The following is a 20739-nucleotide window of genomic DNA, read 5'->3' as shown; positions in this document are numbered from 1 at the left end:
AGCGCCGGCACCGGATACGGTCAAACCGGCGGCAGCCCGCGCCGCCGCCATTCGGTTCGGCCGTGTTTCGCGCCCGAGGGCGCGAAACACCCGAGCGCGATGCGAAGCGAGCCGTCAAGGTTCACCTAGGCCGTATGGGGCGCCTCGGGCTTCGGCGAAAAGAGCGGAAACGAGGGACCCATGTCTGAGTATCGCCTTAAGGCGATGCGAGTTTGGGTCCCGGCCGCTCTTTTCGCCGAAGCCCGAGGAGGTAGTCGCCCCATCCGGCGCGCTTCTTTGCCTACTTTCTTGGCAAGACAAGAAAGTAGGTCGCCGCGCCGCAGGCGTGGTGAAACCGCAGTTGCAGTTGAAGTTGAAGCTCCAACAACCCAACCTACCCAACCCACCCATCAAGAAGTCATAACAACCTGATTCCTCCCATTCCGCTTAGCCTGATAAAGCCCAGCATCAGCAATCTCCACAATCCGGCTAAAAGGCAAATCCGCACCAGGCACGATCGCCGTGCCCCCAATGCTGACAGTCACATGCTGCCCCACCGGCGACCCGCTATGCGGCACCTGCAGGGACTCGATGGCGCGCCTGACCTTCTCGGCCAGCAGCCGTGCCCCGCCGGGTGAGGTGGACGGCAGGATCATGGCGAACTCCTCGCCGCCGAAGCGCGCCGGAAGGTCCGCCGGGCGCGCGCAGTTCTCGCGGATCACGCGGGCCACGCGGCGCAGCACCTCGTCCCCGGCCACGTGGCCATAGGTGTCGTTGTAAGCCTTGAACGAGTCCACATCGATCATCAGCAGCGCCAGCTGGCTTTGCTCGCGATTGGCGCGTTTCCATTCGGCCCCGAGGTACTCGTCGAAATAACGCCGGTTGGACAGCCCGGTCAGCCCGTCCGAGTTGGTCAGCCGCTGCAGCTCCAGGTTGGTCTCGAGCAACTGCTGCTGGCTCTGGCGCAGCGCGCGGTAGGCCTCGTCGCGCTGCTGCAGGTTGAGGTACGAGCGCGAGTGATAGCGGATGCGCGCGACCAGCTCGATGGTGTCGGGCAGCTTGACCAGATAGTCGTTCGCGCCGGCGGCGAAGGCCGCGCTCTTCATGAGCGGGTCTTCCTTGGTGGACAGCACGATGATGGGGATATCGCGCGTTGCCGGGTTGGCGCGGTAGCGGCGCACCAGCGTCAGGCCGTCGATGCCGGGCATCACCAGATCCTGCAGGATCACCGTGGGGCGGGTGCGCTCGGCTACTGCAACTGCCTCGTCAGGCTTGGCGCAATAGTGAAAATCGATATCGTGTTCGGGTTCCAGCTCGCGCCGTACCGCTTCGCCTACCATGGCCTGGTCGTCCACCAGCAGCACCATGGCCAGGTATTCATCCGGGCCCAGGGGCGCTCTAGGGGTTGTATCTTTAGACATTGTCTTCCTCGTGCTCTCCGACCTGGAGACGCTAACAGCATGATCCTGGCATGGCGGCGCGGGTGCGCGCGGCCAGATTCGCATCGTTTTTCATGTTGTTAGCGCCTCTGTGCTACCCCTGGTTGTTGATGGCATTGCATGCCCGTACGATGCGGGCGGCGATCTGCTGCAAAGGCAGGATTTCGCTGGCGGCCCCGATGGCGGCGGCAGCCTTGGGCATCCCGTAGACGGCACTGCTGGCCTGGTCCTGGGCGATGGTCAGGTAGCCGCGCTCGCGCATGGCCTTGAGGCCCAGCGCGCCGTCCCGGCCCATGCCGGTGAGCAGCACGCCCACCGCGTCACCGCGCCAGTGTTGCGCCACGGTCTCGAAAAACACATCGATCGACGGCCGGTACAGGTAGTCGCTCGGCTCTTCGGTATAGACCATGCGTGAGGCGCCGACCAGGCGCAGGTGGTCGTTGGTGCCAGCCAGCAGCACGGTGCCCGGCTGCGGCCCCTCGCCCTCGCGGGCCAGGCGCACAGGCAGCGCGCATTGCGCGTCCAGCCAGTCGGCCATGCCAGCCGCGAAAGTCTCGTCCACGTGCTGGACCGCTACCACGGCGGCGGTGAAGCCGGCCGGCAGGCCGCCCAGCACGGTAGCCAGCGCGGCCGGGCCGCCGGCCGACGCGCCCAGCGCGACAAGGCGCTCGGCACTGGCCTTGTGCCTTGGCGCCGCGGCCACGCGCGCGGGGCCGGTGCGGCCCTCTAGCAGGCGGCCGATATTGCGGATCTTGCGCAGCAGCGGGCCGCTTGCCAGTTGCGAATCCGGCTGCGTCAATGTGGGCGTGTCCACAGCGTCGATGGCGCCTTGTCCCATGGCATCGAAGACCTGGGTGGCGTTGCGGCCAAGGTCCATGGTCACGACCACGATGGCGCATGGCGTGGCGGCCATGATGCGGCGGGTTGCCTCGACGCCATCCATCACCGGCATCATCAGGTCCATCAGGATCAGGTCGGGCGTGCGCGCGGCGGCCAGGCGCACGGCGCTCTCGCCATCCTCGGCCACCCATGTGACCTCCAGCGCGGGATCGAGGGCGATGACGCGCCGCAGGGCGACCACCGCCAGGTGGGAGTCGTTGACAATGCCGATCTTCATGCGCGTGCTTCTCCAATCAGGTCTTGCACCGCATCGAGCAACGCGGCGTCCTGGAAGCTGCCTTTGGCCAGATAATAGTCCGCGCCGGCCTGCAGGCCGCGCTGGCGATCCTGCTCCCGGTCCTTGTAGGAGACCACCATCACGGGCAGGTGCATCAGGCGGCCCTCGCGCTTGATGCGGCTGACCAGCTCGATGCCGTCCATGCGCGGCATGTCGATGTCGGTGATGACCAGGTCGAACGACTCCGCGCGCAGCACGTTCCAGGCATCCATGCCGTCCACCGCCACCGTGACGTCATAGCCGCGGTTGGACAGGAGCTTGCGCTCCAGCTCGCGCACCGTGAGCGAATCGTCCACCACCAGCACGCGCTTGCGCCGCACCGGGGCTGCCTCCGCAGCGCGGCGGATGCGGTCGATCTTGCCCTCCGAGAGCAGCTTCTCCACCGAGCGGACCATATCCTCCACGTCGAAGATGAGCACCGGCGTGCCATCCTCGGTGAGGCTGCCGGCGGCGATGTCCTTGATCTTGCCCAGGCTTGCCACCAGGGGCTGCACCACCAGGATGCGCTCGCCCAGCAGCCGGTCCACCGCCACGCCGTAGGTACGTTCGTGATCGCCCAGGACCACCACCGGCACGGTGTCCTCGTCGCGCCGGGTCTCCGCCTGCTGCAGGACCTGTGCCGCGCTCACCAGCCCGACCTGGCGGCCGCCAAAGCGGAAGTGCTGGCGGTTTTCCAGCTGCTCGATGCTGCCGCGCTCCAGGTTGATGGCCCGCATGACATAGGCCAGAGGGAAGGCATAGGCCTCGCCGGACACCTCCACCAGCAAGGCGCGCACTACCGACAAGGTGAGCGGCAACTCCAGGTGGAACTGCATGCCGCGTCCGCTTTCCTGCGTCAGGCGGATGCTGCCGCGCACCTGGCGGATCATGTCCTGCACGGCGTCGAGCCCGACGCCGCGCCCGGACACCTCGCTGACAGTGTCGCGCATGCTGAAGCCGGGCAACAGCAGGAAGTCGAGCAGCTCGGCCTGCGACAGCCTGGCCACGGTGTCCTCGGGCACCAGCTTGCGCTGCACGATGGCGGCGCGCAGGGCGTCGAGGTCCACGCCCGCACCGTCGTCGGCAATCACGATCATCAGGCGGCCGGCGTTGTGGCGCGCGTTCAGCGTGATGCGGCCTTCGACCGGCTTGCCGGCGGCGCGGCGCGCCTCGGGCGGCTCGATGCCGTGGTCCACCGCATTGCGCAGCAGGTGCGCCAGCGGCGCTTCGAGCTGTTCCAGGATGTCGCGGTCGACCTTGGTGCTCTCGCCGACCAGTTCAAGGTGCACGGCCTTGCCCAGCGAGCGCCCCAGGTCGCGCACCATGCGCGAGTAGCCGGTGAGCCCGTCGGCGAGGGGCCGCATGCGGCTGGCCAGCGCCCGGTCATAGAGCTCGTGCGAAAGCTGGCCGGTGCGGTGGTCGTACTGCTCCAGCTCCGTGACCCGTTGCGACAGTTGCTGGTGGCTCTCGCCCAGCAGGCGCTGTGCTTCTGCCAGCGCGGCGTGGGCGGTGGGATCGGCCGCGCTGGCCGCGAGCGTGACCTGCAGGGCGTCGAGTGCCTGCAGCGCGCGCATCTGCATGCGCCGGGTCTGCTGCAGGGCGTTGCCGAAGGGCTTGAGCCAGTGGGTCTCCACCATCGCCGCGCCCGACAGCGCCAGCAGCTGGTCCAGCGTATCGGCGCTGACGCGCAGCATGCGCTCCTGGGCCTGCGGCTCGCGGGGGGCTTCGCCGGGCGCGAACGTGGCTGGCGTGGCTGGTGCCCTGGTCGCTCCGGGGACCGTGTCGGCCGCCGGACCATCGGGTGGGGTCGGGTGGATGGCTTCTGTCACCGCGGCCTCTGGCGCGCCCGCGGATGCACTCCCGGGCGTTGCCGCCGCCAAGGCATGAGCCGTGGCCCAGGCGTCGGAGTCCACCTCTTCGCCGGCCAGCAGCGCGGCCATGCGCAGCACCAGCGCATCGACCTCGGCCTTGCCGTCCCGGTCGGCCCAGTCCAGATCGCCGCCGGGCGGGCAGCCCAGCCGCAGCAGGAGGTCGGTGCCATGCAGCAGGGTGTCGATATGCACGGGCCGCAGCAGCAGCTCGCCGCGCTGGGCGGCCACCAGGCAGTCTTCCATCACGTGTGCCACGCGCACGCCGCCATCCAGGCCGACGATGCGCGCGGCCCCCTTGAGGGAATGCGCGGCGCGCATGCACGCCTCGAGCTGCTCGGCCGCGGCGGGGTCGCGCTCCAGCGCCAGCAGGCCGGTGTTGAGGACTTCGGCCTGCGACTGCGCTTCCAGCGCGAACAGCTCGAGCAGCGAGGCGTCGCGCAACTGGTCGGGGTTCATGCCAGGCTCCGCTTCAAGGCTTGTTGCAGCAGGGCCGGGTCGAGCAAGCCCACCGTGCGCTGGCCGCTTGTCAGCAGCGCCCGGGTGAAATGCGCCGAGGCGCGTGACAAGGTGGTCGGCAAAGGCTGCAGGTCGGCTTCGGCGATCCGTTCGATGCCGGTGACTTCATCCACAGGCAGCGCGATGGCGGTGCGGCCCTGGCCCAGCACCAGCAGCCGGGCGCCGTGCCCGGCGCTGCCTTTGGCATTGGAGGCGATGTTGGAGGCGGCACCAGCGGCAGGGTCCTGCCCGAGCAGCCGTGCCAGCGAGATGCATACCAGCAGATTGCCGCGCACGCTGGCCAGGCCCAGTACCGCGGCGTGGCGGCGGTGCGGCAGCGAGTGCACGGGGCAGGGCGCGGTGACCAGCGCCAGCGCGCCCGCGGGCAGCGCCAGCCATTCGTCGCCGATACGAAACACCAGGCATGACATGGCAGGCCCGCGCGCGGTGGCATTGGCATGAACGGCGTGGCCGTCCGGCAGGCTGACTTCGCCGGTGGGCAGGTTGTCCAGCAGCGTGAGCGCCGCGCGCGAATAGGTTGGGCAGTTGCGGCAATGGATGTGCTCGGCCAGCAGCGCACAGCTGCCATCGCCCAGCACGCCGATGCGGCGCCAGCAATCGTCGACGGCGACCGTAACAGTGCCCATGCCGGGCGGCCGGCCATGTGCGGCCAAGGGATGCGATGCGGGCTCAGCCATGACGGATCGGGGTCTTGCGCTGTGCGCGGTTTCTCAGGCGGGCCGAGGCCGCGCCGTCGCCTTCCGCTTCCAGGATGGCAGCCATATGGTAGAGCGCTTCCTGGTGGGCCGGGTCGAGGTAAAGCGCGCGGCGATAGGACTCGCGCGCGTCGGCGGGACGGCCGGTGGCGTCGTAGAGCACGCCCAGCAGGCAGTAGCCGGCAGCCGACGGACCTTGCGTGTCCAGGTGCGCCACGCAGGCCGTTACCGCGGCGGCCAGTTCGCCGCGATCGGCAAGCCGGGAGATCCGGGACAGCGCCTCGGCGCCGGCCTTGGCCCGTTCGGCCGTTTTGTCGCTGGCGGGGGCGCCAGGTGCCGGTGCCGGGGGCGCCAGCACGCCGGTGGAACCCGCCTGGCCGCGTGCGGCAGGCGGCCTTGGGGGCAGTGGCGGCTGCGGCCACGGTTGCGGGGCGGCCCGGGCCGGCGCACTCGGGTGCGCAGGGTAGCGCGGCGCTGCCGGCGTGGCGCTGCCCGCCTGGTGCGCGCCGCGCCGGGTAAAGGCAAAGGCAAGCGGCACGCCTGCCGAGATAAAGCCGTGCCGCGTAAGCAGGCTGGCCTCGGCCGGGCCGACAAAGAGCGTGGCATCCTGCCGGCTAAGCCGTTCCAGCATCTTGAGCGAACGGCGCTGGGTCGGCGGATCGAAATAGATCAGCAGGTTGCGGCAGAACACAAAGTGGTAGGGCGCTTCATTGGCCATCAGCCCCGGGTCGAGCAGGTTGCCGCGCAGCAACCGCACCTTGGCGCGCACGTTGGCCTTGAGCGCGTAGCCACCCGCGCAGGGGGTGAAATGCCGGTCGCGGAAGTCCAGCGGGGCGCCCCGGAAGGAGTTGTTGCCGTATTGCCCGATGCGCGCGCGCTCCAGCGAGCGGGCGCTCACGTCCACGGCATCCACCTGGAAGCGTTGCTCCGGCACACCGGCGTCCAGCAGCGCCATGACAATCGAGTATGGCTCTTCGCCGGTCGAGCAGGGCACGCTCAGGATGCGCAAGGGCGCGGCGTCGTCCGGCGCGCGATCACTGCCGAAGACCCGCATGGCGGCGAAGCGGCCGAGCGCCAGCAGCGCCTCGCGATGGCGGAAGAACCAGGTCTCGGGGACCACCACGGCTTCGATCAGTGACTGCAGTTCCTCCGGGTGCGAGTGCAGCAGGTTCCAGTACGCGTGGTGGTCGGGCACCGCGGCCGCTGCCAGGCGCTCGCGCAACGCGCGTTCGATCATGCCGGGGCCGACGGTGGCGGCGTCCAGGCCAATGCGCTCCTTGAGCAGCGCTTCGATATGGGAGGCGGTGGTCATGGCCCTGGCGCGCCGGCGTCAGCCGCCGGCAGATCGGGGAATAGCCTGGCGTGCACGTCATCAGGCAGCAGGGCATCGACCTTGATCCACTGCACCAGCCCCTGGCTGCCGCTGCGCACGGGCCCCAGGTAGCGGGCCGGGGCGGTGTCCACGCCGCTGTCGACAAACTCGGCGGGCTCGCAGCGCAGCGTCTCGGTAGCGTACTCCAGCCGTAGCCCGAGCAGCCGCGCGGGTGCCTCCGCGTGCCGGCGGTAATGCACCAATACGGTGCGTGTGCTGGTCCGGCTGGCGACCGGCGTGCCGATGGCCAGCGCATTGATGTCGATGACCGGCACCACCTGGCCGCCCCGCGCCAGCAGCCCGCTGACCCAGGCCGGCGCCTCGGGCAAGTGCTTGAGCGTGGTCAGGGGCAGCACTTCGACGATCTCCTTCGCGTCCAGCGCGTAGTGGTCGGGCCCGATGCGAAAGAGCAGGAAGAGTTTCATGGGGTGGCGTGGATGCCCGGGGCGCTCAACGTGCGCTCAAACCTTGAAGCGCGACACGCCGGTGCGCAGGTCATTGGCGACCAGCGTCAGCTCGTCGATCGCCTGGCTGGACTGGCGCAGGGATTCCACCGTCTGCTGGGCCGCCTCGGACAACTGCATCAGGGCCTGGTTGATCTGTTCCGCGCCGCCCGCCTGGGCTTGCATGCCCTCGTTGACCATCTGCACGCGCGGTGCCAGCGACTGCACCTGGCCGATGATCTGGGAGAGCTGGTCGCCCACCTGGGTCACCTCCGACATGCCGCGCCGCACTTCCTCGGAGAACTTGTCCATGCCCATCACGCCCGCGGCCACCGCTGACTGGATCTCGCGCACCATCTGCTCGATGTCGTAGGTGGCCACCGCGGTCTGGTCGGCCAGGCGGCGGATCTCGGTGGCGACCACCGAGAAGCCGCGCCCGTATTCGCCGGCCTTTTCGGCTTCGATGGCAGCGTTGAGCGACAGCAGGTTGGTCTGGTCCGCAACCTTGGCGATGGTGGTGACCACCTGGTTGATATTGCCCGCCTTCTCGTTCAGGGTGGCCAGCTTGGCGTTGACCGAGCCGGCGGCTTCCATCACATGGTGCATGGTGGCTTCCATGCGCGACAAGCTGGCCTGGCCGGTGCCGGCCAGGCCAGCGGTCTGCTCGGCGGCGCCGGAGACTTCGGTCATGGTGCGGACCAGGTCGCGCGAGGTGGCGGAGATCTCGCGCGAGGTGGCGCCGATCTCGGTGGTGGTGGCCGCCGTTTCGGTGGCGGTGGCCTGCTGCTGGCGCGCGGTGGCGGCGATCTCGTTGACCGAGGTGGTGACCTGGATGGCCGAGCGCTGGGCCTGCCCGACCAGCGCGGTGAGGTCGCCGGTCATCTGGTTGAAGCCTTGCTCGACTTCCAGGAACTCGTCCTTGCGGTTTAGCGACAGGCGCTGGCGAAAGTCGCCGCCACGCATGTCGGCGAGCTGCCTGACGATCGCGCGCATCGGCACCGTAATGGAGCGGAACAGCAGGTAGCCGGCCACCAGCGACTCCAGAAGGGCGGCGATCAGGGAGATCTCGATGCTGATCTTGGCCGTTTGCACCGCCTGGTTGATGCTGCTGGCGCCCTCCTCGGCCACTTTGTTGTTATCTTCCAACAGTGCTTGCACAGCCGTGCGGCCTTCGGTCCAGGCGGCGTGGATAGGTCCGCGCAGCTTGGCTTCGGCGGCGGCGACCTCCGGGCCGGTCGCCGCGAACAGCGATGCCGAGACCTGGTCATAGTGCCGGCGCAACTCGCGGTATTTCTCGAAGCGCTCGCGATCGTCGGCGCGCCGGATCGAATCGGCGTACTTTGCCTCCAGGCCGTCCAGCCGCTTGAGCAGGGCCGAGTTGGCCTCGGCGTATTGCCGGCGCTCGGCGTCATTGGCCGCGGTCACGCTCTGCCAGGCCAGCACATAGGTCTCGCCCCAGGCGCCGCGCATCGCGGTGCTGTAGTAGAGTCCCGGGAGTGCATCGTCGCGCAGCGCATTCGCATGGGTCTGGATGGCCGACTGGCGGTCATAGGCGACCACCGCCGTGAGTAAAATGACCGCCAGGATGAAGGCAAAACTTGCCAGGATGCGCGTGCGGATGGTCCAGTGAGTCACGGTGCGGTTTCCCGTTGCTTATTCTTGTCGGAAGGCGGTCCATGACCGGCCGGGCGCACGGGATTCGGCGCGCGTGCGCGGACCGGGCGCGAGCGGCCGGTTGATAGCGGCGTAGGGTACTGTAAGGCCCCGGCCATTTCAATGGCACGCGCGCAGCGGTAAGGAGATTCGGTGCGTTGCAACTTGTTGCCGCAACATATCGTTTAACTTGGCTTGATTTTTTCCTGGTTTTAGTCACACTTGCCAGATAGACAGATCGGACCGATGTCGATAATCACGAACAGGGCAGGCATGGTGGCCAGGTCAGAGGCGAAGGCCGGCGCCCCGCCAAACGCGGACATTGATCCGCTGACGGGCGTAGCGTCGCGCCAGGCATTCTTGAACACGCTGGAAGGCCGCCTGCGCACGGAGGCTTCCCCGCGCTGCTCGCTATTGCTGCTTGGCATCGACGATTTCCGCGCGTTCAATGACATGCATGGCCATGCCGAGGGCGACGAGATCCTGCGCCGGGTGGCCCGCCGCCTGCGTGACGCCTCGCCGCGCGACGCCATCCTGGGGCGGGTCGGCAGCGACGAGTTCGCCGTCTTGCTGCCTTCCATTGCCGATCCCACCCTGGTGCGCCACGTCAGCGCCGCCATCCTTTCGCTGCAGACCGAGCCCCACGAGTACGGCAACCGGCGCCATCACGTGCTGGCCAGCCTGGGCGCCTGCGTGATGCCTGCCGGCGGCGACAATGCCTCCGATGCCCTGGCCTCGGCCAGCCTGGCCCTGGGTCGGGCCAAGCGCGACGGCGGCCGCACCATCCGCTTCTTCAAGCCGCAGATGCGCACCGACGTGACGACCCGCCTGTCGCTGGTGCAAGCGCTGCGCGACGCCTACGCGCAGCGCCAGTTCGAGTTGCTGTACCAGCCCCAGATCGACCTGCGCGACGGCCGCGTGGTTGGCGCAGAGGCGCTGATGCGCTGGCGCCATCCCACCCAGGGCCTGCTGACGCCGGCCAGCTTCATCGATGCGCTGGCCGCCAGCAGCGTGGCGGCGGACGTCGGCGTCTGGCTGCTGCACACCGCCTGCGCCCAGGCGCGCATGTGGTCGCTCGGGTTTGCCGATGCACCGCGGGTGGCCATCAACCTGTTTGCCGCGCAGCTTAGCGAGAGCCGGCTGCTGACCGAAGTGCGTCACGTGCTGCGCGAGCTGGCACTGGCGCCGGAGCGGCTGGAGCTGGAGATCACCGAGACCATCGCCCTGCAGCAGGGCGACGAGTTTTCCGGGCAGTTGCAGACCCTGCGCCGCGACGGGGTGACCCTGACCTGCGACGATTTCGGCACCGGCTACGCCTCGCTCAGCTTCCTCAAGTCCTTTCCCGTGGACCGGATCAAGATCGACCAGTCGTTTATCCGCAATGTCACGCACAACCCGGTCGACGCCGCCATCGTGCGCGCCATGGTGAACGTCGGTGGCAGCCTGGGCATCGGCGTGGTGGCCGAGGGCGTGGAAACCGTCGAGCAGCGGGATTTCCTCTCCGAGAATGGCTGCCATGAGGTACAGGGCTACCTGTATGGCAGGCCCATGTCCGCCGACAAGTTCACCGAGTTCCTGCAGCAGTCGGCACGCTGATCCGGGCCGGCTGCCCGGGCACGTTACGCCACTTTTCGCTACTCCCCATCGTCCCATGGCCTGGCCGCGGGCCTTGCGCGCAAGGCCCGCGCTCGCGCGGCTCGCGGCAAATTGTTTCCGGCTTTGTCCCGGCCACCGGGCTCCTGCGCCTGACACCGGCAGCACCTGGGCCGCCGCGCGCGGCACGCAGGCGGGCGCGCTTGCCGGTCATGGCCGGGCCGGGGACATATGTGCTTACAAAGTCAAGTCGGCCAGTCTGGCTGCGTGGCGTTATCGGAAGTATGGTGATATCGGGGGCGGCGAGTCTCGGCCCGGGCGCCCATACTGACCAAGAGGTATTCCAAATGTTTTCTGATCGCAGGCTTGGCCCCGGCGCCCGCGCCTTGCTGCTTGCCGCAGGCATCGTTTTCGCCACTTGGCAACTGCCGGCGCTGGCGCAATCCGCCGATCCCTCCGGCCGCATCGGCACCGTGACCGATGCTGCCGGCAACCTGAGCTTTGCCCCGGCGGGTTCGGACGATTGGGCAGCCGCGGCGCTGAACCGGCCCATTACCACGGGCGACCGCCTGTGGGTCGACAATGGCGGCCGTGCCGAGCTGCATGCCGGGTCCACGGCGATCCGGCTTGGCAGCGGTACCGCCGTGACGGTGCTCAACCTCGACGACAGCGCTACCCAGGTCAAGCTGACCCAGGGCACGCTGCAATTGCGTGTGCGCGCGCTGCCGCCGGACCAGCCGGTCGAGGTGGATACGCCCAACCTGGCGTTCGTGCCCAGCGAGCCAGGCGACTACCGCCTGGACGTGGCGCCCGACGGCACCAGCACGGTCGTCACCATGCATCACGGCACTGCCGTGGTCTACGGCGACAACCACTCGCTGGTAATGCGGCGCGGTGACCAGATCCGCTTCGATGGCTCCGACCTGGCGCAAGACGGCAGTGCTTCCAATCCCCCGATGGATGCGTTTGACCAGTGGGCCTTGGCGCGGGACGCTCGGGAGGACGGATCGCCGTCGGCACGCTACGTGCCGCGTGAAATGACCGGCTCCGCCGAGCTGGATAGCTACGGCGACTGGCAAGAAGATCCCGGCTATGGCGCGGTGTGGTTCCCGCGTGTCGTGGCGGCGGACTGGGCGCCGTACAGCACAGGCCACTGGGCCTGGGTGGCGCCGTGGGGGTGGAGCTGGTGCGACGATGCGCCCTGGGGCTTTGCGCCGTTCCACTACGGCCGCTGGGCGCGCGTTGGCGAGCGCTGGGGCTGGATGCCGGGCCCGGTCGCGGCGCGCCCGGTCTATGCGCCGGCGCTGGTCGGCTTTATCGGCGGCGGCGGCTGGAACGCGTCCATCCAGATCGGCAATGGTCCTGGCGTCGCCTGGTACCCGCTCGGCCCGCGCGAAGCTTATCGGCCTGTCTACGGCGCAAGCCCGACATACATCACGCGGATCAACAACGTCACGGTCAACGACGTGACGATCAATCACAACGTCCACAACACGTACATCAACCGCGATGTACCCGGCGCCATCACCGCCATGCCGGCGCGCGCCTTTGTGCAGGGCCAGCGCGTGCCTCCGGGTGCCCGCAATGTGGCCTGGCGTGACCTGCCGCGGGGCGAGGCCAATGGCGCGCCGCCGCTGGCACCCGTCAAGGCGAGCCTGGTCGGCCCGGCGCCCGCGCGGCCGGCTCCGGCCGCGGCGATGCAAGGCTTTGCGCGTCCGGCTATCGCGGCGCGCCCTCCGGGCCGCCCCGCCAGCGACGAACTGGCCCAGCGTTTTGCCCGCGCCGGCGGCGCGGTGCCTGGCGCCGGGCCAGTCTGGCAAGGGCGGGGCAACGGTCCTGCCGCCATCCAGGCTGCGCCCGCGCCAGTCCGGCTGAGCCAGGCAGCCCAGGCCAATCATGGCCGCATCGCAGGCGGCCAGGTCGGCGGTCCGGCAGGCGGTAACTTCGGCAACCCGGCCATGGCGCCGCAGCGGGCGGAAGGCGGGATCCGTCCGCCGATGCCGCAGGGCCTGGCAGGCGAGCATGGTGCCCAGCCGCCCGCCCAGGGCATCGATCCGCGCACACGCGGCTGGACCACGCGCCCGGGCCAGGCCGGCGGCATGCCGCCGCAGAACGGCCAGCCGGCAGCGCCCCTCCAGCAGGCACAGCCGAATGGCCGCGGCCCGCAGCCGGAGCCGCAAGGCATGGCTCGCGGCCAACAGGCGCTGCAACAGCAGCAGGACATGCAGCGCCAGCAGCAACAGCGCCAGGCGGGCGACCAGCAGCGCGCGCAGCAGGCACTCCAGCAGCAGCAAGAGATGCAGCGCCAGCAGCAACAGCGGCAGGCGGGCGACCAGCAGCACGCGCAGCAGGCGCTCCAGCAGCAGCAAGAGATGCAGCGTCAGCAGCAGCAACGGCAGATGCAGGAGCAGCAGCACGCGCAACAGGCAGCGCAGCAGCAGGCCCAGCAGCGCCAGATGCAGGAGCAGCAACGGCAGCAGCAAGCCATGCAACGGCAGATGCAGGAGCAGCAGCGCGCGCAACAGGCAGCGCAGCAACAGGCCATGCAACAGCAGGCCCAGCAGCGTCAGCAGCAACAGCAGATACAGGAGCAGCAGCGGCAGCAGCAAGTGATGCAACGTCAGCAGCAGGAGCAGCAGCGCCAGCAGCAGGACCAACAGCGCCAGCAGCAGGAGCAGCAAAAGCGCCAGCAGGAACTGCAGCGCCAGCAGCAACACGCTGCGCAGCCGCATCCCGCGGCGGCGGATGCGCAGCCACCCCACGCGTGAGGGCGGGGCGGATCGCTTGGGAGAGCGCGGTTCCGCACGCATGAAGGGCAACGAGCCCGCCCTGGCTAGCCAGGGCGGGCTCGTTGCCGATGGCGCCGGCGGTGCGCCGGGCCTGTCTCTTGCCGTGCGTTACTTCGCCAGTTCCGACAGCCGCACCGGTGCGATCTTGCCGTTCTGCACCCAGCCCACCACAGTGTCGGCAACGGTGCCGCCCTTGGCGTCGATGCTCTCGATCTCGTTGGGGTTGGCATCCTTGGCCAGCGTCTTCACCGCCTCCGGCATCCTGGCCCGGATCGCGGCCACGTCGCTGGTGGTGCCGGCCAGCTTCATGGCGCCGGCCAGCGCGTAGACCATGGTGTAGTTGAGCGACATCTCGGTGGTGGCGTCGCGCCCGTCATGCAGCTTCTTGTATTTGCTGTTGTAGGTTTGCGCGGCCGGGCGGGCATCGTTGGCCAGCGGCATCACGCCGATGGCGCCTTCGAGCATGGCCAGGCCGTTGGTGACCTTGGCCATCTCATCCAGCTTGGCCTGGTCCATCACGATGAAGCCGCCCTTGAAGCCCAGCTCGCGCGCTTGCTTGACCACCAGCGCGGTCGGCTCGGACGGGCCGCCGACAAACATCACGTCGGGCTTGTCGGCCAGCACGCGTGACACGCCGCTGTAGAAGTCGGTGGCCTTGGTGTAGGACATCGGGTTGTTGGCCACCACCTTGCCGCCAGCGCTTTCCCAGGCCGGCACAAACGCCTGCACCCAGGCCTTGGCGTAATCGTGGTCGGCCGGCGCCAGCGCTACGTTCTTGCCGTAGCGCTTCATCTGCGCCTTGATGAAGGGATCGATATAGCCGGTGTAGGACGGCGGGATGCGGATGGTCAGCTTGTTGCCGGTGTCCGTGATGCGCGGCACGCTGGAGTAGGCCATCACCAGGAACTTCTCCTGCTCGTTGAACGCCTGCAGTGCAAAGATGCCGCCCGAGTGCGGCACGAACACGGCGGGCGTCTTGTACTGCTGCACCAGGCGGCGCGCGTTGATGGCGGCTTCGGCGGGGGCGTACTTGTCGTCCAGCGACACCACTTCCAGCTTGACCTTCTTGCCTTTGACCTCAAGGCCCGAGGCGTTGATTTCGTCCACTGCCATCTGGATGCCGGACAGGACGTTCTTGCCGTACAGCGCGGCGCCGCCGGACAGCGGGCCGGTGTAGCCGAGCTTGACGACTTCCTGCGCGAAGGCGGTGCCGGATGCCATCAGGGTGGCTATGGCGGTGGCGGCTAGCGGGAAGAGGCGGCGGATCGTTTTGGTTTGCATTTGGCTGTCTCCAGTTGTGTTTGCACTGCGTTCGTTCTTGCCTGCTGGTTCTGGTCTTGCTCCCCTCTCCCGCTTGCGGGAGAGGGGGGGGGAGAGGGCGGGCGATCATTGCGCCGTCGCGCTGCGCAAGACCTTTGGCTTCGCTTTTTGTGGCTCCTAGCTAAGCCACCCCTCTCCCCAACCCTCTCCCCCTGAGGGGAGAGGGAGCAACTGCCGTCGTCATTTCCAACGGCTTTGGCGCGCTCTAGCCACCGATATAAGCGCGGCGAATCCCTTCGTCCTTCAGCAGCGTGTCGCGGTCGCCTTGCATCACGATGCGGCCGCTCTCGATCACATACGCGCGGTGGGCGATGCCCAGCGCCGCATAGGCGTTCTGTTCGGCCAGCAGCACCGTGGTGCCCGCGCGGTTGATGCGCTGGATCACCTCGAACATCTGCTTGACCACCAGTGGCGCCAGGCCCAGCGATGGTTCGTCGAGCAGCAGCGTGCGCGGGCGTCCCATCAGCGCGCGGCCGAGCGCCACCATCTGCTGCTGTCCGCCGGAAAGCGAGCCCGCCGGATCGTCTTTTTTCTGCCGCAGGATCGGGAACATCTCGAAGACGTCTTCCAGCGAGCGCTTGATGCCGGCGGAGTCGCGCCGGTGCACGTAGGCGCCCAGCGTCAGGTTCTTCTGCACGCTCATGGCGGGAAACAGCTTGCGCCCCTCGGGGCAGTGCACCAGTCCCGCCTGCACGATCTGCGAGGGCTTCATGCCGGCCAGCTCGCGGCCATCAAAGCGCATGCTGCCGCCGCTGGTGCGGTGGATGCCGCTGAGCGCCATGAAGATCGAGCTCTTGCCGGCCCCGTTGGCGCCCAGCAGCACCACCAGCTCGCCGGCGGCGGCGTTCAGCGTGATGTTGTCGAGCGCGCGAAAGCTCCCGTACGAAAGCGAAACGCGTTCAAGCTGCAACATGGTCGGCTCCCAGATAGGCTTCGATGACCTGCGGGTCTTGCTGGATCTGCGCGGGCGACCCCTCGGCGATCTTCTCGCCGTAGTTCAGCACCATGATCTTGTCGGCCAGCCGCATGATCATGTCCATCTTGTGTTCGATCAGGCAAACCGTCTTGCCGTGGCGGACCATCTTGCGGATCAGTTCGGCCAGGCCCACGGTCTCCTCGGGGTTCACGCCGCCCGCGGGCTCGTCGAGCAGCAGCAGTTCGGCATCGGTGGCCAGCGCCAGCGCAAAGGCCACGCGCTTGCGCTCTTCCTGCGTGATGTCCGCCGCCACTTCATGCGCGAGGTGCGCCAGGCCCACGAAGTCGAGCGCCTCCTCGGCCTTGGCGCGGCACAGCCGTTCTTCCTCGCGCAGCCGGCGCGTGTTGAAGATCACGTCGGCCAGCCCCGCCTGCGTGCGCAGCCGGTGGCCGACGATCAGGTTGTCCAGCACGGTGGCGCGGTCGAACAGGTGCGTGGCCTGGAAGGTGCGGGCCACGCCGAGGCGGGCGATCTGGTCGGCGCGCAGGCCGGCCACGTTGCGGCCCTTGAGCAGGATCTGCCCGGAGGTCGGCGCATGGGTGCCGGCGATCAGGTTGAAGAAGGTGGTCTTGCCCGCGCCGTTGGGGCCGATGATGGCGTTGATATGGCCCGTCTCGAAGGTGATCGAGACATCGTGCACGGCGCTCAGGCCGCCGAATTTCTTGGTCAGGTTGCGGATCTCAAGCATGGTCGGCCCCTGCATTCGCAGCGTTTGCATTCGGGTTGCCGGCGACGGGCGCGTCGGCCGGGTGCGCGCGGCTCGTGCCGCTGCGGCGTGCGGCGGCGGCGCGGCGCGCCTGGCGCTTGGCCCACGAGCCCACGATGCCGTCCGGCACGAAAATGATCAGCAGCACCAGCACCGGCCCGAACACCAGCATGCGGTAGTCCTGCAGGAACTGCAGCGTCTGCGTGACCCACGGCACCAGCACCGCGCCCAGCAGCGGCCCCAGCAGCGTGCCGGTGCCGCCCACCAGCATCGCCATCACCATCTCGAAGGTCAGGTCGGTGCGCGCGATGTCCGGCCCGAGAAAACGCACCTGGCCCGCGTACAGCGCGCCGGCAAAGCCGGCATAGCCCACCGACAGCACGAACGACAGCACCTTGGTGCGCATCAGGTTGATGCCGAGCGCCTCCGCCAGCGCGTCGCTGTTGCGCACCGCCATGAAGCTGCGGCCCAGCAGCGAAGTGACGATGCGGTGCATCAGGAAGGTGCCCGCCACCAGGAAGAACAGCACCAGGTAGTACTGCGCCTGCACGTTGTCGAACGCGAGCGGGCCCACCGAGGCCGGCACCGGAATGCCGATCAGCCCCACGGTGCCGTGCGTCAGGCTCTCCCACTTCTCGATCAGCAGGTAGATGATGTAGCCGATGCACAGCGTGAAGATCGAGAAGTAATGGCCTTTGAGCCGCAGCGATACCACGCCGACGAAGTAGCCCACCGCCATGCACACCACGCCGGACAGCACGAACGCCGCCCAGAACGGCACCTGGTGATCCACCGTGAGAATACCCAGCGTATAAGCGCCGATGGCCATGAAGCCGCCGTGCGCCAGGTTGAGCTGGCCGGTGTAGCCCGTGATCAGGTTCAGCCCCAGCGTGGCGATGGCGTAGATAAAGGCCAGCGTCATCACCGTCAGGTAGTAGCTGTTGGGCGTGACCAGCGGGAACGCGATGGCCAGTGCCAGCAACAGGGCCCAGCCGGTCTTGCCTTGCAGTGTCTTTGTCATGGTGCGCTCCTTATGCGGCCTTGCCGGCAAACAGGCCTTGGGGCCGGATCGACAGGATGAGCACCAGCAGCGCGAAGGCGATGATGTCCTTGTAGTCCGTCGAGACGTAGAAGCCGCCGAAGCTCTCGGCCATGCCGATGATCAGCCCGCCCACGATGGCCCCCGGAATGCTGCCCATGCCGCCGAGGATGATGATGACGAAGGCCTTGGTGATGACCAGGTTGCCCATGCTCGGGTAGACCAGGTTGATCGGCGCGTAGAGCGTGGCGGCAATGGCGGCGAGCGCGCCGGAGATGGCAAACACCAGCAGCGTGACACGCGTGGCGTCGATGCCAACCAGCGCCGCGCCCTCGCGGTTCTGCGCCATCGCCACGATGGTGGAGCCGGTCACGGTGCGGGTGAGGAACAGGTGCAGCAGCACCATCAGCCCGAAGGCGGCGGCGATGATCAGCAGCCGTTGCGCCGGCGCGGTCAGGCCCATCACTTCCACCATCTGGCCATAAGGCGTGGGCATGCGATGGAAGTCCGCGCCCCACATTGCCTGCGCGCCGGCTTCGAGGAACAGCATGATGCCGATGGCGGCGATCATGTCGTGCAACTCCGGCGCGTTGCGCAGCGGATGGAACACCAGCCGGTCTGCCAGCATCGACAGCGCTGCCACCGCGATGGCGGCGGCACCCATCGCCAGCCAGTAGTTCATGCCCAGCGACGTCATCAGGTAGTACGAGACGTAGGCACCTGCCATGTAGAAGGCGCCATGCGCGAAATTGGGCACGTGCAAGATGCCGTAGACCAGCGTCAGGCCCAGCGCCACCAGGCTATATACGCCGCCCAGCGTCAGGCCGTTGAGGACTTGTTGAAGAAACAATGTCACGGGCTTACCTCATGCGACTTTTCGAATCACGAACGAAGGCACGCAAGCCGCGCTGCGGGCTGCGTGGAAATGGCGGCGCCGCGCAAAGAACAACGCGGGGGCCGCTTGGTCAGGCGGGGCGAGAGTCAGCCGCGGGGCGGTGCGGCCTGGTGAATGGCGTGATGCATGCTTGGTCTCCTGTGCGATGCGGCAATGGCCTGCCGTGCAGGCCCCGGGTGCGGTGTCGTCGTGTACCGTGAAGCGCCACGCATGTCTGCGTAGGTATGTTCCAGCACGATCGTTCGTTTTCATTGACTGTTGCATACGGCCTGAGGCACAGTCAAGAAATACGGAATAGTCTTCCGCACAGCGAAATAGCCGGCTTACCTCCGGCCCGCCATCTCCAAAGGCGGCCACAGGTCTGCTTCCCGCACCCAGTAGCCAAGCGTTATCGCCACGTATGAAGCGCACCTCGTCGATCCCGCTCTCGCCTGCCTCCTCCGCTTCCTTGCCCGGCGGCGCGCATGCCGCGCCTGTGCGCGCCGCCGATGCGCCGCACGACGGCAGCGAACCGGACATTGACCGTGACGACCGTGACGACCGCAATTTCGTCACCGCGCTGGCGCGTGGGCTGGACCTGCTGCGCGCCTTCGGCCCGCACGACGATTACCTTGGCAATGCGGAGCTGGCGCGGCGCGCCGGCATCCCGCGCCCCACGGTTTCACGCCTGACCTACACGCTCACCAGCCTGGGCTACCTGATCTATTCCGCGTCGCTGGAGAAGTACCGGCTCGGCCAGGGCGCGATGGTGCTGGGCCAGCGTTACCTCGCCGGCTCGGGCATCCGCGAGATCGCGCAGCCGCTGATGCAATCGCTGGCGTTTGCCACCGACTGCACGGTGGCGCTTGCCACATCGGACCGCCATGAGATGGTGTACCTGGAAGTCTGCCAGCCGCGCGGCGCGCTGGTCATGCGGCTGGCGCCCGGCTCGCGCCTGCCCACCGCCACCTCCGCCATCGGCCGCGCGTGGCTGGCCGGGCTGGAGCCGGAGCGGCGCGCCGCCGTGCTGGCCGACCTGGAGCGCCACTACGGCGCGCGCTGGCCCGCGATCCGCATCAAGCTCGAGCGCGCGCTGCGCGACTACGCCAAGCGCGGCTTCTGCCTGGCCCACGCGGAGTGGGACCGCACGGTCAGCGGCGCGGCCGCGCCCGTGGTGCTCGAAGACGGCGCGGAAGTGCTGGCCATCAACATCGGCGGCGCGGCCACGCGGCTGACGCCGGAAATCCTCGACGGCAATCTCGGCCCGCGCATCCGCGAACTGGCCGAAGCGCTGCAGAGCCGTCTGTGGCAGGGGCGCGGATAGCCGCGCTATGGGCGCCATCGATGCCATCGCCACGAATCGCTTTCTCACGGCCCCAGGGCCACACATCCAGCTAGCAATACAGACATAGAAAACAAAGGAGACAAAATGGAGATTCGCAACAAGACCGTGGTGGTGACCGGTGCGGCCACCGGCATCGGGCGCGCGCTGGCGCTGGCGTTTGCCGCCGGCGGCGCGCGCGGCGTGGCCGTGGCCGACCTGGATGGCAAGGGCGCGCAGGCGGTAGCCGAGGAAGTGGCCAAGGCCAGCCCGGACTGCCAGGTGTTCGCGCAGCAAACCGACGTGGCCGATGCTGCCGCCGTGCAGGCGCTGGCCGATGAGGCCACGCAACGCTTTGGCCAGATCGACGTGTTCTGCTCCAACGCCGGCATCATCCTGCGCAAGGGCCTGGATGCCAGCGCCGAGGAATGGCAGCGCATCTGGGAGATCAACGTCATGGCCCACATCCACGCCTCGCGCGCGGTGCTGCCGCAGATGCTGGCGCGCGGCGATGGCTATTTCGTCAACACCGTCTCCGCCGCCGGCCTGCTGTCGCAGATCGGCTCGGCGCCTTACGCCGTGACCAAGCACGCCGCCATCGGCTTTGCCGAGTGGCTGTCGATCACCTACGGCGATCGCGGCATCAAGGTCAGCTGCATCTGCCCGCAGGGCGTGCAGACGCGCATGCTGTTCGGCGAGGATGGCGAACGCAAGGGCTTCCTGCAGGCCGGCTCGGTCACGCCCGAGCACGTGGCGCAGGTCACGCTGGAAGGCGTGAAGGACGAGCGCTTCCTGATCCTGCCGCATCCCGAGGTGCTCGAGTATTACCAGCGCAAAGGCCAAGATTACGATCGTTGGCTAAAGGGAATGCGCCGGCTGCACGATAAAGTGATGGCGGAGTTCGGCGGCACGGTGGTTTAAGCGTGGCGTGAAACCCCGGGCAACAGTCAGATCAATCAGAACAGTCAGTTGAGTCACTGCTGCCGGCGGACGGGTG

General features: G+C 68.1%; 16 protein-coding genes. 4 read left to right on the top strand and 12 right to left on the bottom strand.

Going from position 1 to position 20739, the window contains the following annotated elements:
- Positions 1-389: 389 nt before the first annotated feature.
- The 7 genes from F7R26_RS33445 to F7R26_RS33415 form a co-directional block, all read right to left on the bottom strand.
- Positions 390-1400, bottom strand: a complete 1011-nt coding sequence (locus tag F7R26_RS33445; protein WP_150987435.1) for a response regulator — start codon at positions 1398-1400, stop codon at positions 390-392.
- A 112-nt stretch (positions 1401-1512) separates the two neighbouring features.
- Complete coding sequence (cheB, locus tag F7R26_RS33440; protein ID WP_150987437.1) at positions 1513-2535, bottom strand: chemotaxis response regulator protein-glutamate methylesterase; 1023 nt, start codon at positions 2533-2535, stop codon at positions 1513-1515.
- Positions 2532-4901 carry a hybrid sensor histidine kinase/response regulator gene (locus F7R26_RS33435; protein ID WP_150987440.1) on the bottom strand — a complete coding sequence of 790 codons (2370 nt, stop codon included), beginning with the start codon at positions 4899-4901 and terminating at the stop codon, positions 2532-2534. Before F7R26_RS33435 ends, cheB begins: the two co-directional genes overlap by 4 nt.
- Positions 4898-5638 carry a chemotaxis protein CheW gene (locus F7R26_RS33430; RefSeq protein WP_416351353.1) on the bottom strand — a complete coding sequence of 247 codons (741 nt, stop codon included), beginning with the start codon at positions 5636-5638 and terminating at the stop codon, positions 4898-4900. The genes F7R26_RS33435 and F7R26_RS33430 overlap by 4 nt, the downstream gene beginning before the upstream one ends.
- Positions 5631-6968, bottom strand: coding sequence for a CheR family methyltransferase (locus F7R26_RS33425; protein WP_193692205.1), 1338 nt, complete (start codon positions 6966-6968; stop codon positions 5631-5633). The genes F7R26_RS33430 and F7R26_RS33425 overlap by 8 nt, the downstream gene beginning before the upstream one ends.
- The gene (locus F7R26_RS33420) at positions 6965-7453 is read right to left on the bottom strand and encodes a chemotaxis protein CheW (protein WP_150993377.1); all 489 of its coding nucleotides are present in this window, start codon (positions 7451-7453) and stop codon (positions 6965-6967) included. The genes F7R26_RS33425 and F7R26_RS33420 overlap by 4 nt, the downstream gene beginning before the upstream one ends.
- Positions 7454-7489: 36 nt before the next feature.
- Positions 7490-9106 carry a methyl-accepting chemotaxis protein gene (locus F7R26_RS33415; RefSeq protein ID WP_150993379.1) on the bottom strand — a complete coding sequence of 539 codons (1617 nt, stop codon included), beginning with the start codon at positions 9104-9106 and terminating at the stop codon, positions 7490-7492.
- Between the two features lie 291 nt (positions 9107-9397).
- On the opposite strand from F7R26_RS33415, the gene F7R26_RS33410 reads away from it, so the two are divergent.
- A complete protein-coding gene (locus F7R26_RS33410) occupies positions 9398-10720 on the top strand; it encodes a putative bifunctional diguanylate cyclase/phosphodiesterase (protein WP_150993381.1) in 1323 nt (440 codons plus the stop codon).
- 344 nt (positions 10721-11064) lie between these two features.
- Positions 11065-13485, top strand: coding sequence for a DUF6600 domain-containing protein (locus F7R26_RS33405; protein ID WP_150993383.1), 2421 nt, complete (start codon positions 11065-11067; stop codon positions 13483-13485).
- A 129-nt stretch (positions 13486-13614) separates the two neighbouring features.
- On the opposite strand, the gene F7R26_RS33400 is transcribed toward F7R26_RS33405, so the two are convergent.
- The 5 genes from F7R26_RS33400 to F7R26_RS33380 form a co-directional block, all read right to left on the bottom strand.
- Positions 13615-14787 carry an ABC transporter substrate-binding protein gene (locus tag F7R26_RS33400; RefSeq protein WP_150993385.1) on the bottom strand — a complete coding sequence of 391 codons (1173 nt, stop codon included), beginning with the start codon at positions 14785-14787 and terminating at the stop codon, positions 13615-13617.
- Positions 14788-15031: 244 nt separating this feature from the next.
- Positions 15032-15739 carry an ABC transporter ATP-binding protein gene (locus F7R26_RS33395; RefSeq protein ID WP_150993387.1) on the bottom strand — a complete coding sequence of 236 codons (708 nt, stop codon included), beginning with the start codon at positions 15737-15739 and terminating at the stop codon, positions 15032-15034.
- Positions 15726-16490 carry an ABC transporter ATP-binding protein gene (locus F7R26_RS33390; RefSeq protein ID WP_150993389.1) on the bottom strand — a complete coding sequence of 255 codons (765 nt, stop codon included), beginning with the start codon at positions 16488-16490 and terminating at the stop codon, positions 15726-15728. The genes F7R26_RS33395 and F7R26_RS33390 overlap by 14 nt, the downstream gene beginning before the upstream one ends.
- Positions 16483-17529, bottom strand: a complete 1047-nt coding sequence (locus F7R26_RS33385) for a branched-chain amino acid ABC transporter permease (protein WP_193692204.1) — start codon at positions 17527-17529, stop codon at positions 16483-16485. The genes F7R26_RS33390 and F7R26_RS33385 overlap by 8 nt, the downstream gene beginning before the upstream one ends.
- Before the next feature lie 10 nt (positions 17530-17539).
- Positions 17540-18403, bottom strand: a complete 864-nt coding sequence (locus tag F7R26_RS33380) for a branched-chain amino acid ABC transporter permease (RefSeq protein WP_150993602.1) — start codon at positions 18401-18403, stop codon at positions 17540-17542.
- A 439-nt stretch (positions 18404-18842) separates the two neighbouring features.
- Between F7R26_RS33380 and F7R26_RS33375 the strand changes: the two genes are divergently transcribed.
- Positions 18843-19745 carry an IclR family transcriptional regulator gene (locus F7R26_RS33375; RefSeq protein ID WP_150993600.1) on the top strand — a complete coding sequence of 301 codons (903 nt, stop codon included), beginning with the start codon at positions 18843-18845 and terminating at the stop codon, positions 19743-19745.
- A 105-nt stretch (positions 19746-19850) separates the two neighbouring features.
- Positions 19851-20663 (top strand): SDR family oxidoreductase, encoded by an 813-nt coding sequence (locus tag F7R26_RS33370; protein ID WP_150993598.1) that lies wholly within the window; start codon positions 19851-19853, stop codon positions 20661-20663.
- The last annotated feature ends 76 nt before the right edge of the window (positions 20664-20739 follow it).

This window comes from Cupriavidus basilensis, from assembly GCF_008801925.2.
Classification (GTDB): Bacteria; Pseudomonadota; Gammaproteobacteria; order Burkholderiales; family Burkholderiaceae; genus Cupriavidus; species Cupriavidus basilensis.
This window is presented reverse-complemented; position numbering and strand designations above follow the sequence as displayed.